This window comes from uncultured Brachyspira sp. (assembly GCF_944388875.1).
Classification (GTDB): Bacteria; Spirochaetota; Brachyspiria; order Brachyspirales; family Brachyspiraceae; genus Brachyspira.
Genome location: NZ_CALXKQ010000013.1, coordinates 36,774 through 59,868 on the forward strand (window position 1 = coordinate 36,774; position 23,095 = coordinate 59,868).

General features: G+C 28.7%; 19 protein-coding genes. 5 read left to right on the forward strand and 14 right to left on the reverse strand.

What is annotated here, in order from left to right:
* Positions 1–15: 15 nt before the first annotated feature.
* The 3 genes from Q0J69_RS08800 to Q0J69_RS08810 are packed head-to-tail and all read right to left on the reverse strand — an operon-like array spanning position 16 to position 3,100.
* Entirely contained in the window at positions 16–1,089 is a 1,074-nt protein-coding gene (locus Q0J69_RS08800) for a UDP-N-acetylglucosamine--N-acetylmuramyl-(pentapeptide) pyrophosphoryl-undecaprenol N-acetylglucosamine transferase (protein ID WP_297206363.1), read from the reverse strand.
* Positions 1,086–2,180 (reverse strand): FtsW/RodA/SpoVE family cell cycle protein, encoded by a 1,095-nt coding sequence (locus tag Q0J69_RS08805; RefSeq protein ID WP_297206365.1) that lies wholly within the window; start codon positions 2,178–2,180, stop codon positions 1,086–1,088. Before Q0J69_RS08805 ends, Q0J69_RS08800 begins: the two co-directional genes overlap by 4 nt.
* A 29-nt stretch (positions 2,181–2,209) precedes the next feature.
* Entirely contained in the window at positions 2,210–3,100 is an 891-nt protein-coding gene (locus tag Q0J69_RS08810) for a toxin A (protein ID WP_297206367.1), read from the reverse strand.
* A gap of 234 nt (positions 3,101–3,334) precedes the next feature.
* Here Q0J69_RS08810 and Q0J69_RS08815 point away from each other — a divergent pair, with 234 nt between their 5' ends.
* The gene (locus tag Q0J69_RS08815; protein ID WP_297206369.1) at positions 3,335–4,357 is read left to right on the forward strand and encodes a diguanylate cyclase; all 1,023 of its coding nucleotides are present in this window, start codon (positions 3,335–3,337) and stop codon (positions 4,355–4,357) included.
* 4 nt (positions 4,358–4,361) lie between these two features.
* Here Q0J69_RS08815 and Q0J69_RS08820 read toward each other — a convergent pair whose 3' ends face one another.
* On the reverse strand, positions 4,362–5,204 hold the full coding sequence (locus Q0J69_RS08820; RefSeq protein WP_366030511.1) for a hypothetical protein: 843 nt from the start codon (positions 5,202–5,204) through the stop codon (positions 4,362–4,364).
* Positions 5,205–5,249: 45 nt separating this feature from the next.
* Positions 5,250–6,668 carry a fibronectin type III domain-containing protein gene (locus Q0J69_RS08825; RefSeq protein ID WP_297206374.1) on the reverse strand — a complete coding sequence of 473 codons (1,419 nt, stop codon included), beginning with the start codon at positions 6,666–6,668 and terminating at the stop codon, positions 5,250–5,252.
* A gap of 202 nt (positions 6,669–6,870) precedes the next feature.
* Here Q0J69_RS08825 and Q0J69_RS08830 point away from each other — a divergent pair, with 202 nt between their 5' ends.
* The gene (locus Q0J69_RS08830) at positions 6,871–7,539 is read left to right on the forward strand and encodes an ankyrin repeat domain-containing protein (protein ID WP_297206376.1); all 669 of its coding nucleotides are present in this window, start codon (positions 6,871–6,873) and stop codon (positions 7,537–7,539) included.
* A gap of 61 nt (positions 7,540–7,600) precedes the next feature.
* Here the strand turns inward: Q0J69_RS08830 and Q0J69_RS08835 are convergent, their stop codons facing one another.
* Positions 7,601–9,073, reverse strand: a complete 1,473-nt coding sequence (locus Q0J69_RS08835) for a 4Fe-4S dicluster domain-containing protein (protein ID WP_297206380.1) — start codon at positions 9,071–9,073, stop codon at positions 7,601–7,603.
* A 320-nt stretch (positions 9,074–9,393) separates the two neighbouring features.
* On the opposite strand from Q0J69_RS08835, the gene ald reads away from it, so the two are divergent.
* Both ald and Q0J69_RS08845 read left to right on the forward strand, forming a co-directional pair.
* Positions 9,394–10,506, forward strand: coding sequence for an alanine dehydrogenase (gene ald, locus Q0J69_RS08840; protein WP_297206383.1), 1,113 nt, complete (start codon positions 9,394–9,396; stop codon positions 10,504–10,506).
* Between the two features lie 170 nt (positions 10,507–10,676).
* Entirely contained in the window at positions 10,677–12,041 is a 1,365-nt protein-coding gene (locus tag Q0J69_RS08845) for a sodium:alanine symporter family protein (RefSeq protein WP_297206386.1), read from the forward strand.
* Between the two features lie 184 nt (positions 12,042–12,225).
* Here Q0J69_RS08845 and Q0J69_RS08850 read toward each other — a convergent pair whose 3' ends face one another.
* Together Q0J69_RS08850 and Q0J69_RS08855 are read right to left on the reverse strand one after the other, a co-directional pair.
* Positions 12,226–15,321, reverse strand: coding sequence for an SNF2-related protein (locus Q0J69_RS08850; RefSeq protein WP_297206389.1), 3,096 nt, complete (start codon positions 15,319–15,321; stop codon positions 12,226–12,228).
* A gap of 191 nt (positions 15,322–15,512) precedes the next feature.
* Positions 15,513–16,280: a patatin-like phospholipase family protein gene (locus tag Q0J69_RS08855; protein WP_297206392.1), complete on the reverse strand. Its 768-nt coding sequence runs from the start codon at positions 16,278–16,280 to the stop codon at positions 15,513–15,515.
* Positions 16,281–16,445: 165 nt separating this feature from the next.
* Between Q0J69_RS08855 and flgG the strand changes: the two genes are divergently transcribed.
* Positions 16,446–17,240, forward strand: coding sequence for a flagellar basal-body rod protein FlgG (gene flgG, locus Q0J69_RS08860; RefSeq protein WP_008726144.1), 795 nt, complete (start codon positions 16,446–16,448; stop codon positions 17,238–17,240).
* 99 nt (positions 17,241–17,339) lie between these two features.
* Here the strand turns inward: flgG and Q0J69_RS08865 are convergent, their stop codons facing one another.
* The 6 genes from Q0J69_RS08865 to Q0J69_RS08890 all read right to left on the reverse strand — a co-directional run bounded on the left by Q0J69_RS08865 (position 17,340) and on the right by Q0J69_RS08890 (position 22,896).
* On the reverse strand, positions 17,340–17,897 hold the full coding sequence (locus tag Q0J69_RS08865) for a lytic transglycosylase domain-containing protein (protein ID WP_297206397.1): 558 nt from the start codon (positions 17,895–17,897) through the stop codon (positions 17,340–17,342).
* 106 nt (positions 17,898–18,003) lie between these two features.
* Positions 18,004–18,843 carry a diaminopimelate epimerase gene (gene dapF / locus Q0J69_RS08870; RefSeq protein ID WP_297206400.1) on the reverse strand — a complete coding sequence of 280 codons (840 nt, stop codon included), beginning with the start codon at positions 18,841–18,843 and terminating at the stop codon, positions 18,004–18,006.
* Between the two features lie 98 nt (positions 18,844–18,941).
* Complete coding sequence (fliD, locus tag Q0J69_RS08875; protein ID WP_297206402.1) at positions 18,942–21,140, reverse strand: flagellar filament capping protein FliD; 2,199 nt, start codon at positions 21,138–21,140, stop codon at positions 18,942–18,944.
* Between the two features lie 123 nt (positions 21,141–21,263).
* Positions 21,264–21,680, reverse strand: a complete 417-nt coding sequence (locus tag Q0J69_RS08880) for a helix-turn-helix domain-containing protein (RefSeq protein WP_297206404.1) — start codon at positions 21,678–21,680, stop codon at positions 21,264–21,266.
* The gene (locus tag Q0J69_RS08885) at positions 21,667–22,347 is read right to left on the reverse strand and encodes a JAB domain-containing protein (RefSeq protein ID WP_297206407.1); all 681 of its coding nucleotides are present in this window, start codon (positions 22,345–22,347) and stop codon (positions 21,667–21,669) included. The genes Q0J69_RS08880 and Q0J69_RS08885 overlap by 14 nt, the downstream gene beginning before the upstream one ends.
* 180 nt (positions 22,348–22,527) lie before the next feature.
* Positions 22,528–22,896: a hypothetical protein gene (locus Q0J69_RS08890; protein WP_297206409.1), complete on the reverse strand. Its 369-nt coding sequence runs from the start codon at positions 22,894–22,896 to the stop codon at positions 22,528–22,530.
* Between the last annotated feature and the right edge of the window lie 199 nt (positions 22,897–23,095).

A 23,095-nucleotide genomic window follows, 5' to 3' on the forward strand; every position in this document is an offset into this window, starting at 1 on the left:
AATATTATCAGATTATCATTTATTATTTAAAGTATTCATTATATCATCAACTATCATAGAAACAGCCCTAGAAGACCAATTATTTTTTATTTTCTCTCTCATAGCTTTTAATCTGTCATTATTATTCAAATTATTAATTATAACATTTTCTAATTTTTCAGCAGTCAAATCAGATTCTTCTATCAAATAAGCCATATCTTTATTTAATAAATCCAAAGCATTAAAATACTGATGATTATCTGTTGCATAAGGAAATGGTATTAAAAGAGATGGTACATTAACCGCTAATATTTCACTAATAGAACTGCTGCCTGCTCTTGATATAACAAAATCAGCAGCATGAAGCAATGTAGGCATATCCTTAAAATAACTGTGAACTATTACATTATCAAATTTGGCATTATTAACTTTTTCTATAATTGCATTTCCCCATTTAGGACCTGCCAGCCATACTATATGCAAATTTGCAACCTGAGCTTTTATATTCTTAATGCATTCAAAGAATAATTCATTTAATTTCAAAGCACCCTGAGAACCGCCCATAACAACTAAAAGCTTATCATTATTTCCAAGCTTCATAACAGTTCTTGCCCCTTCTCTATTAACTACAAAAAAATCTTCTCTTACAGGGTTTCCAAAAACTTTTCCTTTAGGCATAAACTCTAATGTTTTAGAAAAAGTTAAATAACTTTGCTTAGCATATTTATAAAACATTTTATTAACTTTTCCCGGTATAGAGTTCTGTTCGCATAAAAATATTGGTATATTTTTCCATTTAGCCATTTGAAGCATAGGAAGAGATACAAATCCCCCCATTCCTATTACAAAATCTGGTTTATGCCTATCAAGGATTTTACCAGCCTTCATTAAAGATGGTATAAACTTGAGCAAAAATAGTATATTCTTAAATATATTTCCCGGAGGATTAATATTTACTGTATTAAAGTCATAATTATGAGGAATAAGATTATAATCTTTAGCAGCAACTACTAATCTAGGGTTATGACCTTGTTTTTTAACATAATCGTATATGGAAATAGCAGGAGTAATATGACCTGCTGTTCCGCCTCCGCATAAAATTATATTCATTGTTCTCTCCTTTGAGTTATTTTTAATAATATAGCAATCATAATCATATTAATAACCAAAGCATTTCTTCCATAGCTTATTATAGGAAGAGGCATGCCTGTAGTTGGAATCATAAGTGTAGCAACCATTATATTCAAATACGCCTGCACACTAATAAACATTGTTATTGCAAATGAAAGATTCTTCAAAAACAGATCATTAGTCCGCGATGATATTATAAATCCCCTAATAGTAAAAGATAAAAATAATAGTAATATTATCAAATTACCTATTAAGCCATATCTCTGAGATACAGAAGCATATATAAAATCTGTTAATGCTGCAGGCAAATGAGTACTTACATCTCTTATCTCTTCATCTGGTATGCCAGTAATTCCTCCATAATTAAATGCCAGCTTAGCCCTTCTAATTTGATAAATATCTTCTTCTGACTGACTATTAGGATCAAGATAAGAATTAACTCTGCTTCTCATATAAGGAACATTAAATATAAATATAGCAAAAACTACCATTAAGAATAATGCGGAAAGAAGTAATGATCTAAAAGGTATGCCTCCGTAAAAAAATACAGAAAAACCAACCATAGCGAATAAAAGTGCCGTTCCTGAATCAGGCTCTATCAATATTAAACCAGAAATTGCACATAAAACGGCAAAGGGAGGTGCTAATCCCTTTTTTATATCAAATAATTTCTCGCCTTTTTTACTTAATACGCTTGCTAAATATATTGAAAATGTTATCTTTGCTATCTCAGAAGGCTGTATAGTAATGCCAGGTGCTATTAGAAGCCATCTTTTTGCAAGACTTCCAGCAACAGTAATACCAAAAAAATAAACCCATACAAGTAAAATAAGTGTTAATAATAATAATATAGGAACCATCTTATCTATAATCTCAAAAAAATCAGGAACTGCAAGTACAATAATAGTTCCTATCAACATAATAGATAATAATTTCAAATGATTATTAAAATAACTTCCATTAGGTTCATGTATAGTTTGTGCTCCATATATAGCAACTAGCCCTGCTATTAATAAAGCTATATATATAATCAATAAATATCTATCTGGAATTAATTTTCTTCTTACCATATATAAAAACTCTTTTATTTACTTCTATATCATATTATTTTATAGGCTAAAGATACTTTAAGCTCTATAAAAGTTGTATTATTATAATTAGGAAGCCCTACATGCAGTCCTGCAGAAACTCCTATATTAAGCAGTAATCTATCTTTTAAAAAATTAAAATTAATAATACCAGCTATACCAAATTTATGCGAAAGATGTTTTGAATTAATAAGATATGTTAAACCGTAATATCCGCCTATATAAAACGGATTTATATTTCCTAATAAATAAAAATCATTAATTAATTCAAATTCACTTTTTTTATGCAATACAGCAGTTCTAGGATCATAATAATATTTTTTATCTCCAACATTAATATAAGTCATTGTAAAATTATCTATTAATACAAAATGATTAAACTTAAAAATAAAATAAGGAGCAACATTAATTAAAAATCCAAATGCACTGCCCTTCTGCATTGCAAACAAGGTATTAAAAGAGTAATCAACATTATTATTATCAAAACCAGCATACCCAAAATTCATAGCATTAAACATGAAATCCACATAACCGCTTAATCTAATACCTAAAAATGATAAAGGTTTAATATCTGCAAATACTCCTACCATATCTGAAGATAAAGAAAAATTATTTTCTATACCAAAATCTGCTTTTGTATTTTTAAATAAAAAACTACTCATATCTTTATACATATAAAGTCTATAGTATAATTTGGTTTCTAAATTAAATTTTATATAATTGAATCCTCCTAAAACAGTTTGTTCTATAAAAAGCTCATTACTATAAACACCTGTATTAGTATTAACTGGTATATTTCTATCATATATATCCATATAAAAAAGTGTATTTATGTCCGCAAAAATAATACTGCGGCACAAAAAAAACGATAAAACTATGATAAAAATATTTATTTTTTTCATTAAAATCTCAAAAATATCAAACTATATAATAATGACTATATTATGATACTTTATAAAATAAAAAAATCAAGATTATTAAACTACTATTTTGACAATTTTAATTTACAGTATATTAATTAATAGCATGAATAAAATGTATTGATACTATTAGTAATAATTAAAATATTATTGAAAAAAAAAATATATATGTTAAACTTAATACTATAATGGTATAATGTGATTAGGGTTTGGTCAATGTATAGAAGCATTATTAAATCAATAATGGAAAATCGTATAAATATAGTTAAAAAAAGCTCTACTATATTAGAGTTAATCCCTCTTATATCTAAAAAATCCAATAAAATATTAGCAGTTACAAATGATTCTGATAAAATAGTAGGCGTTGTTAATTATGATGAATTATTGGTTAATATTCTAAATAAAATTTCAGGCAAAAAGAAGCAGGATATATTAAATAAAGAAATTTCAAACTTTATGAATAAAAATCTTATTCTTGTTCATCCTGAAGATGATATAGTTCCAACTTTTGAACTTATGAAAGAAAATAAAATAGACTATATTGTTGTAATTAATTCAGACAACTATCCTGTTGGCATTTTAAATATTTATGATTTATTTGAAAATGTTATTAAAATAAAAATAAGAAATATGGATTATTCTGTAAATGAGATAGAAAAAAAATCTTCTCTTGAAAAAGATAAAGTAATAAAAAAATTAATGAAGGAAATAGATACATTACATGCCCAATCAACTATAGATCCATTAACAGGGCTATTTAATGTTAGATATTTTAATAAAATAATAGAGGAAGAAGTAGAGAGAGCTAGAAGATACAAATACAGCATATCCATAATATTTATGGATTTGGATCATTTTAAAGATATTAATGACATATATGGGCATGACTGCGGAAATTTGGTATTGCATGAAATAGGAAAATTATTAAGTAATAATTCAAATAATGTTAATATGCTTAGAAAAAGTGATATTGCTATACGTTATGGAGGAGAAGAATTTATTGTTATATGCCCTAATACAAAAAAAGAACAGGCATTAATTCTTGGTGAAAGAATAAGAAAAACAATTGAAAAGAAAAGATTTAATTATGAATCCACAATCATTAATATTACAGTAAGTGTAGGCATAGCTGAACATAAGGGTTCATCAAAACAGCCTATAGCTATAACAATAAAAAATGCAGATGCTGCAATGTATGAAGCAAAACATCTAGGAAGAAATAAAGTTATAGTTCATTAAAAAATTATGATACGCAAATTTTCTCTTCATAAACTTCTTTAGCTTTAGCGTATAATTCTGCTGCTTTTTCATAGTTTTCATTAATAAATTCTATATTGCCAAGATGGAAATAATCACTTGAATCAGGATTTTCTTTTATTTTTTTAGTATATTTAGCTTTACTTTCTTCTAAATTTGGATAATTATCTCTTAAACTTTTACTTCTAAGATTTTTAAGAGCCAAAATTTCAGGAGTATCTGCAGGGTACATAGCTAAAGCCTGCAAGTACATATTCTCAGCCCTCTTATAATCCTTAATTTCATGCAGACAAACACCATAATAATGATAATCATTATGATCAGCTAAATTATTATCAACTAAAATCTTATAGAAATTCATAGCCTCTTTATAAAGCCCATTTCTAAAGAAATAATTAGCCATATAAACTAAAGCAACTCTGTCTTTATTATTAATTTTAAGAACATTCTTAGCTGCCTCCAAACCTTTATCCTCTTCTTTAATAAGAGTACATAATGATAAAAATTCATAATAAGGATTTAAATTAGATGATGTATATAAAGTAAGCCCTTTTCTATAAAGTTCAAAAGCCTCTTCCAATCTGTATTCTTTTTTAGCAATAGCACCCAAAATAAAATATGCCTCTGCCGCCATCCAATACTCTAAAAAAGTATTTAAAAATATTTTAGCATGTTCATAATTACCGCTCTCAAATAAAGAAACAGCAACCTGCAAGTATGATTTCATATCATCGCCTGAACTGAGTCTCATACTTCTTTTTAAAGCTTCAATAGCTTCTTCGTTTACTCCTTTTCTTAATAATTCTTCAGCAAGACTGCTTAATTTCATTGCTTTAGTATTAGTAGTAGACACGTTAAATACTCCTTTTTTATTTTATTGAACTGGTCTAGCATAAACTTCTTCAGAAAAACCACTCTCTATATTTCCGCCTTCTCCGCCTATAGCAGTAACTCTAAAATAGTAAACCTCTTGAGAATTCAAGCCTTCCAACAAATATTCAGTCTGATTTCCAACCACTATAGGAGTATGCTCAGCATTATTATAAACTCCTGATTTAGTTCCGTAATATATTTTATACCCTGAAACATTTTCATGCGATCCTCTCCATCTTAACATAATAGAGTTATTATTTAAAGGCTCAGCAGTCAAATTATCAGGCACAAGAGGCAATCTTCCGCTATGATAAACTATATCAATATTATTTAACACTGGTGTAATATTTCTGTCAATATTGCTTTTCAATACCGCTCTTATTTGAATATATCTAGCTCTATTAACATTAGCAAAAACATTATTATCATCTAATAACTGCCAATTTATATTATTATCATCAGGAGCAAAATAATAGTCGGAAGTTCTATAGTAAATATCTATATATGAACCATTAGTGAAACTGCCCATATAATTTACAGAATCAATAAATGTATTAGTACTTCCAAAATCTATAACCTTGCTTATTATCTCTCCATTTTCTAAATATTTATATAAATTAAAACTCTGTTTATAACTAGGAGTAAAATAAAATGAATCTACACCGCCTATAAATCCCTGACCTAAATAAAGAGGGTCTAATGCCATGTGGCTAAAATCTACATAATAAGGAGAACCTGTTTTATCTCCAGTACTTGTCAAATATACAACCTCTTCTTCAAGTCCGTCTATATATTTAACTAATTTTCCAGTAGAAGCATCAAAACTTATACTATGATGTCTCCATACATTTTCTTTCAAATACTCACCGCGTGATAGAGTAATATTTGTATATTCTCCATTATATGTAAATAAATTATTAAATTGCCAAACCAATCTTCCATTTATAATATTTGCTCTTATACCTGAGTATTTTGTAACTCCATTATCATTATATATAGCCATTTTAGATAAAACCTGAGAGTTCATTCTTATTTTATAAGGATTTAAATAGAACTCTATAGTAAAACTATTCATAACATCATTTAATTTATCTTCATAATGCTCTATCTTTATAAAAGATTCTATATTTGGAAAAAGTATTGCTGCTCCTCCGTTTGCACCGTCTATATATTTTATATCACTGCTTCTAGTAACACCATGAGAATATGCTGTATCTAAAATAGATTTTTCAAATAATGAAGCTACATCAGGTGATGAATCTTCCGCAACTGATGAATGATTAAGTATAAAACTATTAGTAACAATATTTAAAGTTCTATAATAAATATTATTCGTATTTGAAAATACATTATAAACATCAGCACTCAAGCTTGCCGTAAAGTATAAAATAAACGCTATAAAAAAAACTATATAACGCACAATCAATTCCTAATAAACATTATATTCTTTAGATAATTATTCGGATGTTTTTTTAATTCCATTATTAAAAATATATTAAAAACATTAATTTAAAACTGTATATTAATACATTGAGTAAAATATAAATTTATATGCATAATATTAAAAAAAATAAAAATATGTTATTATTTTACTATACAGTCATATAAATTAAGGATTAATTATGAAACTGTCATTTATAATCTTAGTTTTAATAATATCTAATACATTATTATCTGCCGACTTTAAGGGAGGCTTCTTTTCTGCTGTGCATAGCGGAAATATTAATTTAGTAGAAGAATATATAAAAATGGGTATAAATGTAAATATACAAGACGATATGAAGAGAACAGCTTTGATGATAGCAATGTATAAAAATGATATGAAAATTGCTAAACTTTTAATAGATAACGATGCAAATGTAAATATACAGGATAATAAATTTAATTCTCCGTTTCTATATGCATGTGAAAAAGGATATATAAATATATTAAAGATAATGTATAAAAATGCTGATACAAAAAATTCGGTTAATATATACGGTGCCAATGCATTGATACTGGCATGTGAAAACGGACATTTAGAAACCACAAAATTACTGCTTGAAAACACCGATATAAATGTTAATCATATAGATAATTTATCAAGAACTGCATTATTAGAGATAACTATATTTGGAAAAGATACAATTAACTATGTAGAAATAGTAAAACTTCTATTGCAATATGGTGCTGACAAAAATATAAAAGATAATAAAGGACATGATGCTTTATATTATGCCAAAGAAAGAAACCTAAAAAATATAGAAAAATTACTTCTTAATCAAGATATTAATAACATAAATGAATTATAATTAAAATAAAAAGGCAAAAGCTAAAAAATATTAACTTTTGCCTTAATTTATTCACAAACTATTAATCTTTTTTTACTTCTGTACCAGTAGAAGCATATCTCTGCAATTGAACAGTAGCAGCTTTAGGATTTTTAACTACGCAAGGACCTCCTACACATCCTCCATTGCAAGCCATAACCTCTACAAGATTAGGAGTATCAGCAGTAACTTCTGCCTCTCCAGACTGCACTTTACCATACCCTTTAAGCTGTTTCATACCCTCTTTATCAAGCCCATTAATAACAGCAGCTTTTAACTTTTCAGGATGTTTTAATCTTACTTTTACAGCCTCAGCAACTCCTCCAGTCATAGCATATTTTCTTCCAGAAGCAGTAGGCACAGCTTCCAAATCTAAATCAGGTTCTTTAGCAACATCGGTACCAGTTGCAATAAATAATGCATCAAGCTCTTCCATAGATAAACAATAATCCACCAAATCATCATCTATACTCTCTCTTCTTTTAGCAAGACAAGGTCCTATAAATACATTAACAGCATCAGGGTCTTCAGCATGCATCATTTCAGCCGTATAATGCATAGGAGTTTTTGTTTCAGAAACGCAAGGTATTAACTCAGGCACATGCTTTCTTACAGCTTTTACATAAGCAGGACAGCATGATGTAGTCATTAATTTATCTCCTCTCTCCATTCTCTCTTCAAACTCTGCCGCCTCTTTATCAGAAGTAACATCGGCTCCCAAAGCAACCTCCCACACCTTATTAAATCCTATTTTTAATAAAGCACTTTTAAGCTGACCTGGTTTGGCATTAAATTGAGAAGCTATTGCAGGTGCATACATCACATTAACTTTTTTATCATTTTTTAAATGCTTAAGAACATCTATAAGCTGTCCCTTATCCATCATAGCACTAAAAGGACATTCTCTCATACAGTTTCCGCAGAATATACATTTATGATAATCTATTACCTCTTTGCCCTGCTCATTCTTATTAATAGCACCTACAGGGCATGATTCTTCACATGGCACTGGTATATAAATAATTGCATGATAAGGACAATTTTTTAAACATAATCCGCAGTTAATACATTTACTGCTATCTATATATGCTCTTCTCTCATCCAAAATAGTTATTGCATTTTTAGGACAATTCATCATACATGGTCTTGCTAAACAAGCCTGACAAGCATTAGTAACCATGAAATTAGCCTTTACGCATGCATTACAAGCTTCATCAAGTACCGTAAGCATAGGCCAAGTTGGTTTTTCTCTCTCTAAAGCTAATTTAGCATACTGAGATAAAGGGATACCGCTGTCTTCTTTCCCTTCAACGCTTATACCGAGTCTTGCCATAATCCTATTCTTCATTATTTCTCTATCATGATAAATACAGCATCTTATTGACTTGCTATCTCTTGGTATAATTTCTATAGGCAATCTGTCTATGTCCTCTATTAACCTATCCTCAATAAACATTAAAGTAATTTGAATTAAAATTTCTTTTTTTAATTGGGAGGCGTTATTATTAATATTCACTTTTGTACTCCTGAAAATTAAGTGATTTAATTTAAATAATAAATACTAAAAAAGTATTTATATTAGAAAATATTATAAAATAAAAAATATTTTTTTCAAGTATAATATTCGTATATTATACAAAAATTTATTGTATATAGTATTCATATTAAATGTATGATTAACGAATAAAAAAAATATTAAAATAAAAAAAATAGAAATAAAAATAATTATTATTTCTTGACAAACGTAAATAAAATAACTATATTGAATGCATATCTAGGTTTATGTTCCATATAATATACACCTATATATAGTAATTTTATTTTAAGGAGTTTTTTATGCTTATAGGATGCCCAAAAGAAATCAAAAACCAAGAATACCGTGTCGGATTAACACCAGCAAATGCTGCTGATTATATTGCTAAAGGTCATAAAGTAATTATGGAAAAAGGTGCTGGAGAAGGTTCTGGTTTTACTGATGAAGAATACAAACAAGTTGGTGCTGAAATTGCCGATAAAAAAAGAGTATTTGAAGCAGATATGATTATTAAAGTAAAAGAGCCTATAGAAGAAGAATATGAATGTTTCAGAGAAGGTCAAATCTTATATACTTATTTGCATTTAGCTGCTGATAAACCTTTAACAGAAATGCTATTAAAGAAAAAAATAAGATCTATTGCTTATGAAACTATGAAAGATGAAATGAATCAGCTTCCATGTCTTGCTCCTATGAGCGGTATAGCAGGAAGATTGTCCATTCAAGAAGCTGCTAAATATATGGAAAAAAAATTCGGCGGTCAAGGTATATTACTAGGCGGCGTACCTGGTGTTCAAAAAGCTAATGTTGTTATACTTGGTGCTGGTGTTGTAGGATTTAATGCTGCACAAATGGCTATGGGTATTGGTGCAAATGTATCAATAACTGATGTTAACCTAAAAAGATTAGAATATATTGATCATGTATTCAATATGAGAATAAACACATACTTCAGTGCTCCTGCTAAATTAGAGGAATTATACAGGACAGCAGATGTTGTTATCGGAAGTGTTTTAATACCTGGTGCTAAAGCTCCTAAGCTTTTAAGAAAAGAACATTTAAAGATAATGAAAAAAGGTGCTGTTATCGTCGATGTTGCTATTGACCAAGGCGGATGTTTTGAAACTTCTCATGCTACTACACATGATGATCCTATTTTCATTGAAGACGGAGTAGTACATTACTGTGTTGCTAATATGCCTGGTGCTGTTGCAAGAACTTCTACTATCGCTCTTACTAATGCTACTACTCATTATGGTGTAATGTTAGCAGATAAAGGTTTAGAAGAAATTTGTAAAACTAATAATACCATGCTTACTGGTCTTAACACTTATAATGGTAAATGTACATTTAAAGGTGTTGCTGAAGCATTTGGTATTGAATATACTGATCCAAAAGCTGCTTTAGGATGCTAATAAATACTAACTTAGCATAAAAGCTAAATAATTCTACAATTGTAGTACCGCTATAAAATATATATTTTATAGCGGTATTTCGTTAAATGGGAAAATCCTATTTTAACATTTTCAACATATAGAATAATTCTTATATATTCATTAATATAATAAAATCATAGGGGATAATTATGCTCGAAATAGAAAGGATAAATAATATAATAAATAGTTTTGTATGGGGACCATATATGCTAGTACTGCTTGTTGGTACAGGCGTATACATGACTATAAGAACTAGGCTATTCCAAATAACAAAAATTAATCTTTGGATGAAATCAACATACGGAAGCCTGCATGCTAAAGATAAAAATATAGATCATAATGTAACACCTTTTCAGGCGGTAAGTACTGCTTTGGCAAGCACAATAGGGATAGGAAGTATAGCAGGTATAGCAACAGCTATTGTGGCAGGAGGACCTGGTGCTTTATTTTGGATGTTGGTCTCGGCATTTTTTGGTATGATAACAAAATTTTCAGAAGTTGTTTTAGCCGTATATTTTAGAGAAAAAGATCATAAAGGAGTACATTACGGCGGACCTATGTATTATATAGAAAAAGGGATTAAACAAAAATGGCTTGCTATGATATTTGCCGTTTTTGCTTCAATAGCAACTTTCGGTGCCGGAAATATGACTCAGTCAAACTCGATAGCGAGTCTATTAAATGAAACTTTCAAAATACCAAATATAGCTTCAGGTATTGCTGTTGCTATTATAGTTGCAATAGTTATTATAGGAGGTATAAAAAGGGTATCAAGCATATCAGAAAAAATAGTTCCTTTTATGGCTTTATTTTATTTTATTACATCAGTAATAGTATTAATAATAAATTCTAAAAATATTCCCAATGCTGTAAACTTAATAATATCAAATGCATTCTCATTAAAATCTGTCGGTGCTGGAATATCAGGATACGTTATAGTTCTTGCAATGAGATACGGTATAGCAAGAGGAGTATTTTCAAATGAAGCTGGTATTGGAACTGCTCCTATAGTGCATGCTGCAAGCAATACAAATAATCCTATAGAACAGGGAATGTGGGGAATATTTGAAGTATTTAATACTTTAATAATATGCATATTAACTGGACTTATAATATTATCTTCTAATATATACGGACATACAGATGCTGATGGAGCTGTACTTACATCTTTGGCTTTTAAAAGTGCATTAGGATACAAAGGAGAAGTTATATTAACTTTGGCAAGCGTACTATTTGCATTTTCTACTATAATAGGATGGTCATATTATGGTGAAAGCTGTTTAGGATATCTGACAAAAAGAAGTAAATTTGTTATAATGGCATACAAATTAATATTTATAGCGGCAATTGTAGTAGGAGCAGCAATAGATTTAAAAATTGTATGGTCTATAGCTGATACATTTAACGGGCTTATGGCAATACCTAATCTAATAGCAATATTATTACTATCGCCTATAGTTATAACTTTGACTAAAAAATATATAAAAGATCCAAGCTCTGTTGAAATAGATTAATATTAAATTGATAATTATGCCCATTTCATAATTTATATATGAAATGGGTATTATTTTATTTAAATATTGTTTATATCATGAATACCGCCTGCAATTAGAAACAGTAATAACCAAAAGAGTAAAGTAGGAAAAAGCTGAATAAAAAAATTGACAAACTTAAAAATTCTTAGTATATATTACTAAATTAATTAATAAGATTTTTTACTTCATCCCAGCTTAATTTATTTATATCAGCCATAGAGTCGCCTACAACAGTATCAATAAGTACACGCTTTTTATTTTGTAGCTCTAATATCTTCTCTTCTATGGTGCCTCTTGTTATGAGTTTATAATTTGTAACAACGCGTTTTTGTCCTATTCTGTACGCTCTGTCTGTTGCTTGATCTTCTACTGCTGGATTCCACCATAAATCATAATGCATCACCGTATCCGCCTGAGTTAAAGTAAGTCCAGTACCTGCAGCTTTTAAACTTAATAAAAATACAGGAGCTTCTCCAGCATTAAATCTATGAACTAAATCCATTCTGTCTTTTGTAGCACCATCCAAATAAAAATAATCTATTCCCAATTTCTTGAAAGCACTACGCATAAGATTAAGCATTCTAGTAAATGAACTGAATACTAATACGCTATGCCCTCCTGAAATAGCCTCTCTTATCATCTCTATAAACATGTTAAACTTACCGCTTGTATGACTCTCTCCTCTCAAATCATCATGCATAAGTCTAGGGTGGCAGCAAACCTGTCTTAATCTTGTTAATGCCGAAAATATTTCTATATGCGACTGAGCAAAACCTTTACGTTTAACAGTTTCAAATATTTCTATTCTAGCAGCTTCAAGTATAGACATATAAAGTTCTTTTTGGTCTTTTGTCAAATCGCAGTAACTTACAACAGTATGTTTAGGAGGCAAATCTGTAAGTACATCGGTTTTTAATCTTCTTAATATAAAAGGAGCTATTCTAGTCTTTAAATTATCCAAAGCCTCGCTAGAACTCTCTAACCCTGCAAGTATAGGAGCTTCATAATCTTCAACAAAGTCTTTATGCTTACCCAAAAATCCGGGCATAAGAAAATCAAACATTGACCACATCTCGCTTATGCTGTTTTCTATAGGCGTACCGCTTAAAGCAAGTCTTTTTAATGATTTTAAACTTTTAACCATTTTTGCATTTTGAGTATTAGCATTTTTTATATGCTGTGCCTCATCAAGTATAAGATAGTTAAACTCATTCTCACTTAATGCTTTTACATCCCGTCTTAATGTAGAATATGATATTACAGCAACATCATAATTACTAACTGCCCTTATTTTTTTCATTCTTGTTTTTAAATTACCTGATAAAACTATTACATCAAGTGAAGGAGCAAATTTTTTAATCTCGCATTCCCAGTTGGCAACGCATGAAGTAGGAGCAACAACTAAAGAAGTAAGTTTATTACCATTTTCTTTTTCTTTTAATATTGTAGCTATAGTCTGAAAACTTTTTCCAAGCCCCATATCATCGGCAAGTATACCGTTTAATGACATATCAGCCAATTTTCTAAGCCATTTGTATCCTACTAATTGATAGCTTCTGAAATCTCCTACTATGGTCTTCGGAGGTGTTTCATCATAGTCTACTCTTTTTATATTTGCTATTGTATCTATTGCATTATCATCTAAATCTAATTCTATACCGCTATGTTTTTCAAGCATATCAGCAAAATAAGGGGCACTGAACATAGGAAGCAAGTATCTGTTATCATCTTTCTGTTCTATAGGATTATCTTTAAACATCTTTGCAATATAATCAATTACTTCCAAATCTATAGGCACAAATGAACCGTTTTGAAGTCTTATATATTCCTTATTTTCTACTTTTACAGCTCTTACAATATCAGATAAATCATGTATTTCTTTAACACCTTCAAAAGAAAAATTAATCTCAAAAAAGTTAATATCTTTAGTTAAAGAAACCCTCATTTTTAAAGGCTTAACATTTAATTTTAAAGATTTAAAAGATTCACTGTAATAGCAAGTCCAGCCTCTATCCTGAAGGGCAGGAAGTATCTTATAGCATAAATAAAATATCTTCTCATCATCTGAAGTTGCAAAAGTATAATCACCAACTTTTTCCAAATATTTGGATAATGTTCTGCAGAAATATTCTTCTTTTTCAGTATCTCTGTAAATCTCAGTAACTTCATTATCAAACATATTGCTGCTTGTAAACTTGCCTGAATAAGGATCAACAGTAAAAGAACCGTATTTGAATTTAATAGTAGAAAATACATTAGTACCATCATAATCCAAAAATACCAATGCCTGAGCTGGAAAAGCTAATATATCATTCTCTTTTATATCTTCTGGAAGCTCTATATTATCAAAGTCCTTTTTTAAATTCGGCAGAACTCTTGAACAGAAATCTTTTATATAATCTTTTTTTACTATTATACTGTCTTTAAAAATATTCTTTTTTATTTTAGGGTATGAAGGATTAGTTTCATAAAAAATATCTTTATAAAGTATAAAATCGCAGTTCTCTCCGAATGTATATACTCTATTTAAGTCAATATCTTTAATAGACAAATTAAGCACTAAATCTTTTTCTTCATTATAATAGCTTTCCAACTGTAAATTTAAAATTTCATCACTGAATGTTATAACTCTGCTTTCAAGTCTTATATTGGCTATATCTTTTAATAACAGCAGGCATTGATAAGCATCATAATCTTTAAACCATAATTTACCGTTTTCCTGCACTTGCTTAGCTTCCGCATATAAATTATTTAAAAATCTTATTAATTTGGCTTCTGACTTGCTGAAATCCTCTAACTCTATTTTTTTCTCAGAATCTTCTATATTCTGAGTTTGTCCTATAACACATGAAAATAAAAAACTCTCAAGCTCGCCTACTCTTAATTCCTTTTTATTTTCTAAATCTATTAATTTTAAAGAAAGCCCTAATGTTCTCTCATTATTATTATCACCTCTTAAAGATAAAAGTACAGACAAACTATAATATTCTCTATATAAGTTATCTCTATAATTATCCATCAAAGGCGATCTTGTATAATAAAGCCAATCCTTACGGGCGGGGTCTATTATTTCTGAAGATTCTTCTTTTTTATTTCTATCTATTCTTTTATTATCACTTTCTGTAATCACAACGCTGTTTGCTATTGTTTTAATAGATGCCTTTGCTAATTCATCATCCTCTTTAGTATAGGCATTAAGATTTAAAAAAGGATTATCATTTTCCTTAATTTTCTTTTTAGACTTACCCCTAGTATTCATTCCCATAACCTTACTATATTTTTACACATTATTTTTTAATGGCTTTTATAATAATAGAATTATTAATAAAAGTCAATATTATGTAATGTATAAAAAAACATGATTTTTGTAAATATGTAAAAAGGAATAGTTTTCAATATATTATGATAACTGAATTATGTTAATACAGTATATATTTATAGTGTTGTATGTCAGAATATATTTAAGTTTTGAAAAATATTTTTGGCATCATTATATCCCTGCTCTATTCTTTTTACTGCTCCTTCAGGAGAAAAGTCTAAAACACCTTTAAAAAAATTGCCCAAATCTTTAGAAGGATAAAGTTCATATATATTAACATCATTATTTCTTACAACAGGCTTTTTATAATCTAAATGAACAACTATTATATCAGTACAATTTTCATAACGATAAAGAGGCTCTATAGGACAATCATCTGTATAACAGCCGTCAAGATAATAATTATCATCAATTTTTTCTGTAGGAAATACTGCTAATAATGCAGAAGTAGCAAGGAGTATTTTCTTTATCCTATCATTACTATTTCCGTTTAGCTTAAAATACTTTGGTTTTACAAAGAAAGGAGGATTATACTCTGAACAAGATGCGTATATATTAAAATGATAATTTGAAATAAGATTAAGATCAATATATTTATCTATAATTTCTATAAGCCCTTCTCTTGAAAATATTCCGAATACAGATGATTTATTAATTTTGAAATATTCTTTTATTTTTTTATGCGACAATATTTTATGTTTTATCTCTTCTTTCCACACTTTCTCAGCTGTATAATAATTATTCATAGCAAAAAGGCATGAGTTCAAAGCACCTACAGAATTACCTGAAATAGCAGACACTTTATCATATATACCAGATTCTATTAAATATTTCCAAACGCCTATATGATAAGCTCCTCTTCCTCCGCCTCCTCCAAGTACAAGACCTAATTTTTTCATATTATCTCCATAATTTTACAATAGTAATAATATATAAAAAAAATAAAATTTCAATAAAAAAAATTATAATAATTAATTAACATAATATTATAATTTTTATAAAGCAATTTTTGTAATTACCGAAAATATAATATAATAAATTTATAAGATAATGGAGTGTATTATATGGTACGTTCTTTATGGACAGCAGCAAGCGGTATGAACGGTATGCAATTTAAAACTGACACTATCGCAAATAACCTTGCCAATGTTAACACTATAGGATATAAAAAAGTAAGAGCTGATTTTGAAGATTTAATATATCAAAATTTAAAAATACAAGGAACACCTGCTACAGAAGATACAGTAAGACCAGTAGGACTTCAAACAGGACTTGGTGTAAAAAGTGCTTCTACACAAAAAATGTTTGATCAAGGTTCTTTACAGGCAACAGGAAATAAACTAGATTTGGCATTAGAAGGAGAAGGTTTCTTTCAAGTATTAATGCCAGACGGCAGCGTTTCATATACTAGAGATGGATCTTTCAAAATTGATGCTAACGGACAAATGGTTACTTCAAACGGATACAGATTAGTTCCAGAAATTGTTTTTCCTGAAAATTTTTTGGTAGAACAAATATCTATATCAAGAGAAGGTGTTGTATCTGTAAAAATAGGAGATGAAAATGACCCTGTTGAAATAGGTCAGATTACACTTCATAGATTTATAAATCAGCCAGGTCTTCTTTCTATAGGCGATAACCTATATAAAGAAACTATAGCAAGCGGACCTGCTTTTGAGGGTGAACCTGGTGCTAATGGTTTCCCTAGAATACATCAAGGCTTTGTAGAAATGTCTAATGTAAAAGTGGTTGATGAAATGGTTGATATGATTGTAGCACAAAGAGCTTATGAAATGAACTCTAAAGCTGTACAAACAAGCGATAATCTTCTTGCTACTGTTGTGAACTTAAAAAGATAATAAATAATTTTTAATTAAGCGAAAATATAACTAGTAAAAATATATAAAGGGGCTTTTTATAAGCCCCTTTTTTATATAAAGCCGAAATTTTATATTTTATTAAAAGACCTCTTTTCTATATATAGAACCATAGGCATCTTCTGATTTCACATAAAGCTTAACCATAGTATCATATTCATATTGTATACTCTCAGCATAAGATTCACCATACTCATCATAATTATTTCCTGCATTATAATATCTAAGCGATTTTATAATATTGCCTTCAAACCTATTTAAAAGTTTATTAATGAATCTAACACCCAATACAATATTATCCCTTGTATTATATCTATTTAAAGTAGGATCAACATCTTCATTAGCAATAGGTGTTATTTGACAGTATCCATAAGCATTTTTTCTTGATAATGCTGTAGGTATAAAACTGCTTTCCACCTTAATTAAAGCAACCATTAGAAGAGGATCAACATCATAATTACCGCAAATATCAAAAACATCTTTAATAAACCAAAAATCTTGTTTATAATGATTAGAAACATCCTTAATCAAAGTAACCCAATCATTTGATGGAAAGGAATAATTATTAATATTGAAATTATGAGTTTCAAGAGTCATACTTCCAACGAATAAGCATATTAATATAATAATCCTTTTCATAAAACCTCACTTTAAATATTATCTTAATAAATTAGATGCTCTAAATAAAATACACTAATATATATATTTTAAAGATAACAATTTATTTAAAAAAGTCATATAAAATTTAGAATTTAATTGTACCCGAAAAAGAATATCTGGCTTCTCCTTTCATAAAAATTTTATTATTTTCATATCTTAAAATTAAATCTCCTCCTAAAAGATGATTTAATATTATATTATCAGTACGTCCGCTTATAAAACCAGCAGCACATACAGCAGAAGCACCTGTACCGCAGGCTAATGTTTCACCGCTTCCCCTCTCCCAAGTCCTTTGCCTAACTTCTGATCTGCTTATTATTTTCACAAACTCTACATTAGTTCTATTAGGGAATATACAGCTGTTCTCTATATATCCTCCAATATAATTAATATCAATGTTATCAATTTCATCCAAAAATACCACAGCATGCGGATTACCCATAGAAACAGCAGTAAAATTGTATGTTATGCCGTTAATATTTATAGGCTCATCTATTATTGGATTTTTATCTATAGTTGTTGGAATTTTAAGCCCGTCAAATATAGGACTGTCCATATTAATTTCAACGGTATCAACTTCATCATCCTTTATAAATAATTTTGCTTCTAAAATTCCCCTTAAAGTTTCTATTTTTATAGGATTATTTTTAGATATGCCTTTATCATAAGTATATTTAGCAACACATCTTATGCCATTTCCGCACATTTCACTTTCACTGCCATCATAATTAAACATTCTCATTTTAACATCAGCTATATCACTAGGCATTATCAAAATAATACCGTCTGCTCCTACTGAATAATGTCTATGACTAAATATAGGAGCATATTTTTTAGCATCATCAGCTGTAAATTTTTCTTTAAAACAATCTATATAAATGTAATCATTACCTATTCCATGCATTTTTGTGAAATTTATAATCATAATATAAAACCTTAATATAATTTGATAATAAAATAATAATTATGTAAACATAAAAAAAGCGATATGTATTAAACATACCGCCTTAAAATTATAAAATATTAATTTCCGCCCTGATTTTGGAAAGAAGATTCCAGTCTTTTTCTTTCTCTCTCAGCCTGCTGAAGCTCTGACTGCATTTTATAATATGAAGCAAGTCTTTGCTGTCTGTATTCTTCTATTCTATCTTTCTCAGCATCCATACGTTTTTTATTATCTTCTAAACGGCTTCTAGTCATTGTAATACTGTTTTCTACTATACCTCTAGTTTGAGAATAAGGTGTTACAAAATCACTCATAGTATAGGCAACTCCAGTATCAGGTATATCATCCCCTGTAGTATCATTAGAGAATAATTCCTCTATTCCATCCATTTGAGTTTCTATTTTATTCATAAATTTCTCTTCATCGACTTGCAAGAAACCTTTTTTCACCTTAGACCATTCTTCGCCAGCATTTCCTCTATTAATACCTATTTGATCAAGCAAAGCCAACTCTTCACCGTAATCAGTTTCATAAGAATCAGCCACTATCATTTTTATTCGCTGAGATATTGTACTTACAAGGGCATTTCCGCTGAACACACCTACATAATACAATTTCTTTTTCAATCCAGAATCAGATATTTCAGGATCAAACTCTACATTCAATGTGGTAGCTAAATCTATTAAATCTGTTCTGTTCATATTTTCTATACCATCTCTTATATCCCTGCTCAAAGGTCTTTGAGTGGTATCATTAAGCAAATCTATAACCTCATTATAAGCCCTTATAAAATCAACTATTGCATTAACTACTCCCTCTTTATCTACTTCAATAGTAGTAGCATAAGCCTCAGGGGTAACTTTTTTAGCCGTTATATTAAGACCATTAACAACATCATTAAATTCATTACTTTCACTCAATACATCAACACCGTCTATAGAAGCCCTTGCATCTGTTGCTTCAGACACTAAATAATTAGGGGCATCCTCTTCTCTTCCCATATCCTCAACAAGCAAATCCTTATAAAATATATTATAGCCTTCATTATGGTTTATAAGCACAACCTCAGTTATAACATCTCCCTCTTCAAATTGATTTCCTATAGGTATATTAAGTCTTTGCCAAGATGAACTTATAGTAGGCAAAGCAAAGAATTTTTCAACCTCATCTCCAGCCTTATTTATATATTTAACCCCTATAATCTCAGAATTAAATCCGTCAGCATTTATTGCCTCAGGAGCCTCAGCTTCTAAACCTTCTTTTGCCTTTCTTTCTGCCTCTAAAGCCTCTTTATATTTCTTTATATCCTCAAATGTTCTTGAACTATCCGCAGGAGATAATCCCTCACCATATAATTCAACATCTTTAAATATAACACTATCTATTTTATTGAATGTAACTCCAGTATCAGGTATTGATAAATCAACTGTAGGAGGAATCATAGGTGCATCTTCATCATCCAAACTATCAGAAGCTCTTGCTGTAATTGATATAGTTATATTTTCATTAGCCTCGGCTTCCCTATGAAGAGGCATTGATACTTTATTTACGCCTTTTAATACCATAAAGTCTTTTTTAACAAAATAATTAGTAGATAAATTTTCAGATTCATCTTCCCATTTATTTATAAGCTGTTCATTGAATATATGTCCAAGATATCTATATGGTCTTCTTGTAAACATGTTCAATTCTTTTAATATCCCAGCATCATCGCTTACAACTTCTACAATATTTTTAGAACCAGTTTTAACTAAATCTATAGTAAGAACCTGTAAATTCTTAGACTTCTGAGTTACTGTAGTTTTTATATCCTTACCAAATGCTTTATCAATAGCTTTCTGTAAATTAACCAAACTTCCGCCTGCAAATTCTATAGTTTTTTCTTCTTCGCCTACCTTTAATACTATTGTACCTGCAGGGAGCTGATCAGACATATTATATGCCTTAGAAGAAAATTTCTGACTAGCTGCTATGTCCTTTATAGCTATATCATAAGTGGTGGTATTAGCAAGCCTATTTGCTGTAACTGTAAAATAATCAGGTATTCCATCGCCTGTTCCGATATAGTTTTTAAAAGGAGAACGAAATCCGTATAATTCTTTTGAAGCATCAGATAATGTATTAAGTCTGGCTTTTAAATCCTCATAAGCAGAAATTTCTCTTTGATACTCCTTAGCATTATCAGCCAAATTAGATAATGTAGTACTTCTTTTGTTTACCTCTGCTTCTACAGCATTTTGATAAACTTCATCAAGAAAAGCTCCTGTTGTTGCCATAATAGACCTCTCCTAAATTTTAACTATATTAATAAAACTTAAATTTATATATTTATGTAAAAAATATTATAAACCTATTCTTTTATTCTCGGAATACTTGAAAATCTATTAAGACATAATATTTTATTTATCTATTATATCTTCCAAATCATTTATAATAGTATCTATATTTGAAAGCTGCAAAACAGAGTAATTTTTAAGTTTATTTGCTATACAAAGCAGTTTTTTAGTCTTTTCTACATGATCATAACTGAAAAGCAAAGCTATAGGTACTCCTAAACTCACTGCTATTTTATTTAAATTAGTTATTGATATGTTTCTTTTACCAACCTCAACGCTTTGAAGATACTTTGATGATATTCCTGATATTTCAGATATAGTTTTCATCTGAGATTTTCTTATAGCACGTATATTTTTACCTACTGAAGATATTAGCTCATCATCATCTCTTCTGATAGGAGAATCATCTTTATTATTTTCTTCTTTACTATCGCTTAAAATATTATTATAATAAGGCTTCTTCAAATTAGTAGTTAGCATAATTCATAGCCTCCATATTGTCAAACATACCATCTTCTCTAAAGCTGTAAACATTATTTCCCGCAACAATAATATGATCTATCATTTTTACTTCGACCATTAAAAATGCTTTATATAAAACTTTAGTTATTTTTATATCTTCTTTAGAAGGCTTAGCCAAGCCTGAAGGATGATTATGCGATATAATTACATAGCTTGCACCAAGCGATAAAGATTTTTCAACCAAATCTCTAGGATATATTGTAGCAGAATCTATAGTACCTCTGAATATATTTTCCATAGATATAAATCTTTTATTTACATCCAAACAAACCATAGAAAATGCCTCAAATTTTAATTTACCCATTTTTACAATAAGATAATTTATTAAATCCTTCTTCTTGAAATGACTGCCTGACACTTTCAAGCTGCTTAATAGATAGCACTCCAAAAGCGATGGTATGCTCTTTAATAACTCTATCTTTTTGATATTTAATCCTTTAACTTTTAATAATTCTTCATTGGAGGCATTGACTATATTATGCAGATTATAAAACTTATAATAAAGCTTTTCTACTATATAGTTTGCTTTCTCAGAGGATATGCCGTTTGAAAGAATAGAGGCTAATATTTTCTTTTCATTGATAAAACTAGCGTCTAAGTTATCATTATTAAAATCATTAAACATATAATCTCCTTTTAATAAATAATACAGACTATAGTTAAACAAATATTTTTAAAAAATAAGCTATTTATTAAAGAAAATAAACAATTTATATTTTACTTTTTTAAAAAAAATTTAAAAAACTATAAAAAAATCGGACTTTTTTATTCAAAAACAACAAATATTCTTTATTATATTAAAATATTAATTTTGTATAGATAATTTCTCATTAAAAATAACAGCTGTATTATTTTCTCTAAGTGTAAAAACAATACTGCTTAAAGAATTGCCGAAATTAAGTCTGTAGCTGTACTGAGAATATGTTTCTGAATCAATAGTCAAATATCTTCCAGAACTGCTGTCCCTAACACTCAAAGTATCATTTATAGATTTAGAGGTAATTTTTATAATCAAATTATCTTGTTTTTTATCAAGAATTGTAACTGTAATATCCTTATCTTCACTAACATAAATTCCAACTCTGTTAGTAAATGGTATATTCCCAGTAACATATTGAGAACTGCATGAAAATAAGAATAAAGATATTATAAATAAAAAATAATATTTAAGCATTTATTATCCTATAATAAATTATTTTAATTATTATATATTAAAAAAAAAATAGTAAAGTAATATTTACAAAATTCTACTATTCTATTTTTATCAATATGTCTATTGTAAAATTAACTCATAATAATATATATATATACATAATGTATAAAAAGATATTTCTATTGTTTATTATATTTAATTAAATATGATTTTATATTAA

Bases quoted from the DNA above. Each gene is read 5' to 3' on its own strand.
- Q0J69_RS08885 (WP_297206407.1), bottom strand. From the start codon at position 22,347: ATGTTTAATGATTTTAATAATGATAACTTAGACGCTAGTTTTATCAAT.
- Q0J69_RS08815 (WP_297206369.1), top strand. From the start codon at position 3,335: ATGTATAGAAGCATTATTAAATCAATAATGGAAAATCGTATAAATATA.
- Q0J69_RS08855 (WP_297206392.1), bottom strand. From the start codon at position 16,280: ATGAAAAAATTAGGTCTTGTACTTGGAGGAGGCGGAGGAAGAGGAGCT.
- Q0J69_RS08865 (WP_297206397.1), bottom strand. From the start codon at position 17,897: ATGAAAAGGATTATTATATTAATATGCTTATTCGTTGGAAGTATGACT.
- Q0J69_RS08805 (WP_297206365.1), bottom strand. From the start codon at position 2,180: ATGGTAAGAAGAAAATTAATTCCAGATAGATATTTATTGATTATATAT.
- Q0J69_RS08830 (WP_297206376.1), top strand. From the start codon at position 6,871: ATGAAACTGTCATTTATAATCTTAGTTTTAATAATATCTAATACATTA.
- fliD (WP_297206402.1), bottom strand. From the start codon at position 21,140: ATGGCAACAACAGGAGCTTTTCTTGATGAAGTTTATCAAAATGCTGTA.
- Q0J69_RS08880 (WP_297206404.1), bottom strand. From the start codon at position 21,680: ATGCTAACTACTAATTTGAAGAAGCCTTATTATAATAATATTTTAAGC.
- flgG (WP_008726144.1), top strand. From the start codon at position 16,446: ATGGTACGTTCTTTATGGACAGCAGCAAGCGGTATGAACGGTATGCAA.
- ald (WP_297206383.1), top strand. From the start codon at position 9,394: ATGCTTATAGGATGCCCAAAAGAAATCAAAAACCAAGAATACCGTGTC.
- dapF (WP_297206400.1), bottom strand. From the start codon at position 18,843: ATGATTATAAATTTCACAAAAATGCATGGAATAGGTAATGATTACATT.
- Q0J69_RS08810 (WP_297206367.1), bottom strand. From the start codon at position 3,100: ATGAAAAAAATAAATATTTTTATCATAGTTTTATCGTTTTTTTTGTGC.
- Q0J69_RS08800 (WP_297206363.1), bottom strand. From the start codon at position 1,089: ATGAATATAATTTTATGCGGAGGCGGAACAGCAGGTCATATTACTCCT.
- Q0J69_RS08850 (WP_297206389.1), bottom strand. From the start codon at position 15,321: ATGAATACTAGGGGTAAGTCTAAAAAGAAAATTAAGGAAAATGATAAT.
- Q0J69_RS08845 (WP_297206386.1), top strand. From the start codon at position 10,677: ATGCTCGAAATAGAAAGGATAAATAATATAATAAATAGTTTTGTATGG.
- Q0J69_RS08890 (WP_297206409.1), bottom strand. From the start codon at position 22,896: ATGCTTAAATATTATTTTTTATTTATAATATCTTTATTCTTATTTTCA.
- Q0J69_RS08820 (WP_366030511.1), bottom strand. From the start codon at position 5,204: ATGAAATTAAGCAGTCTTGCTGAAGAATTATTAAGAAAAGGAGTAAAC.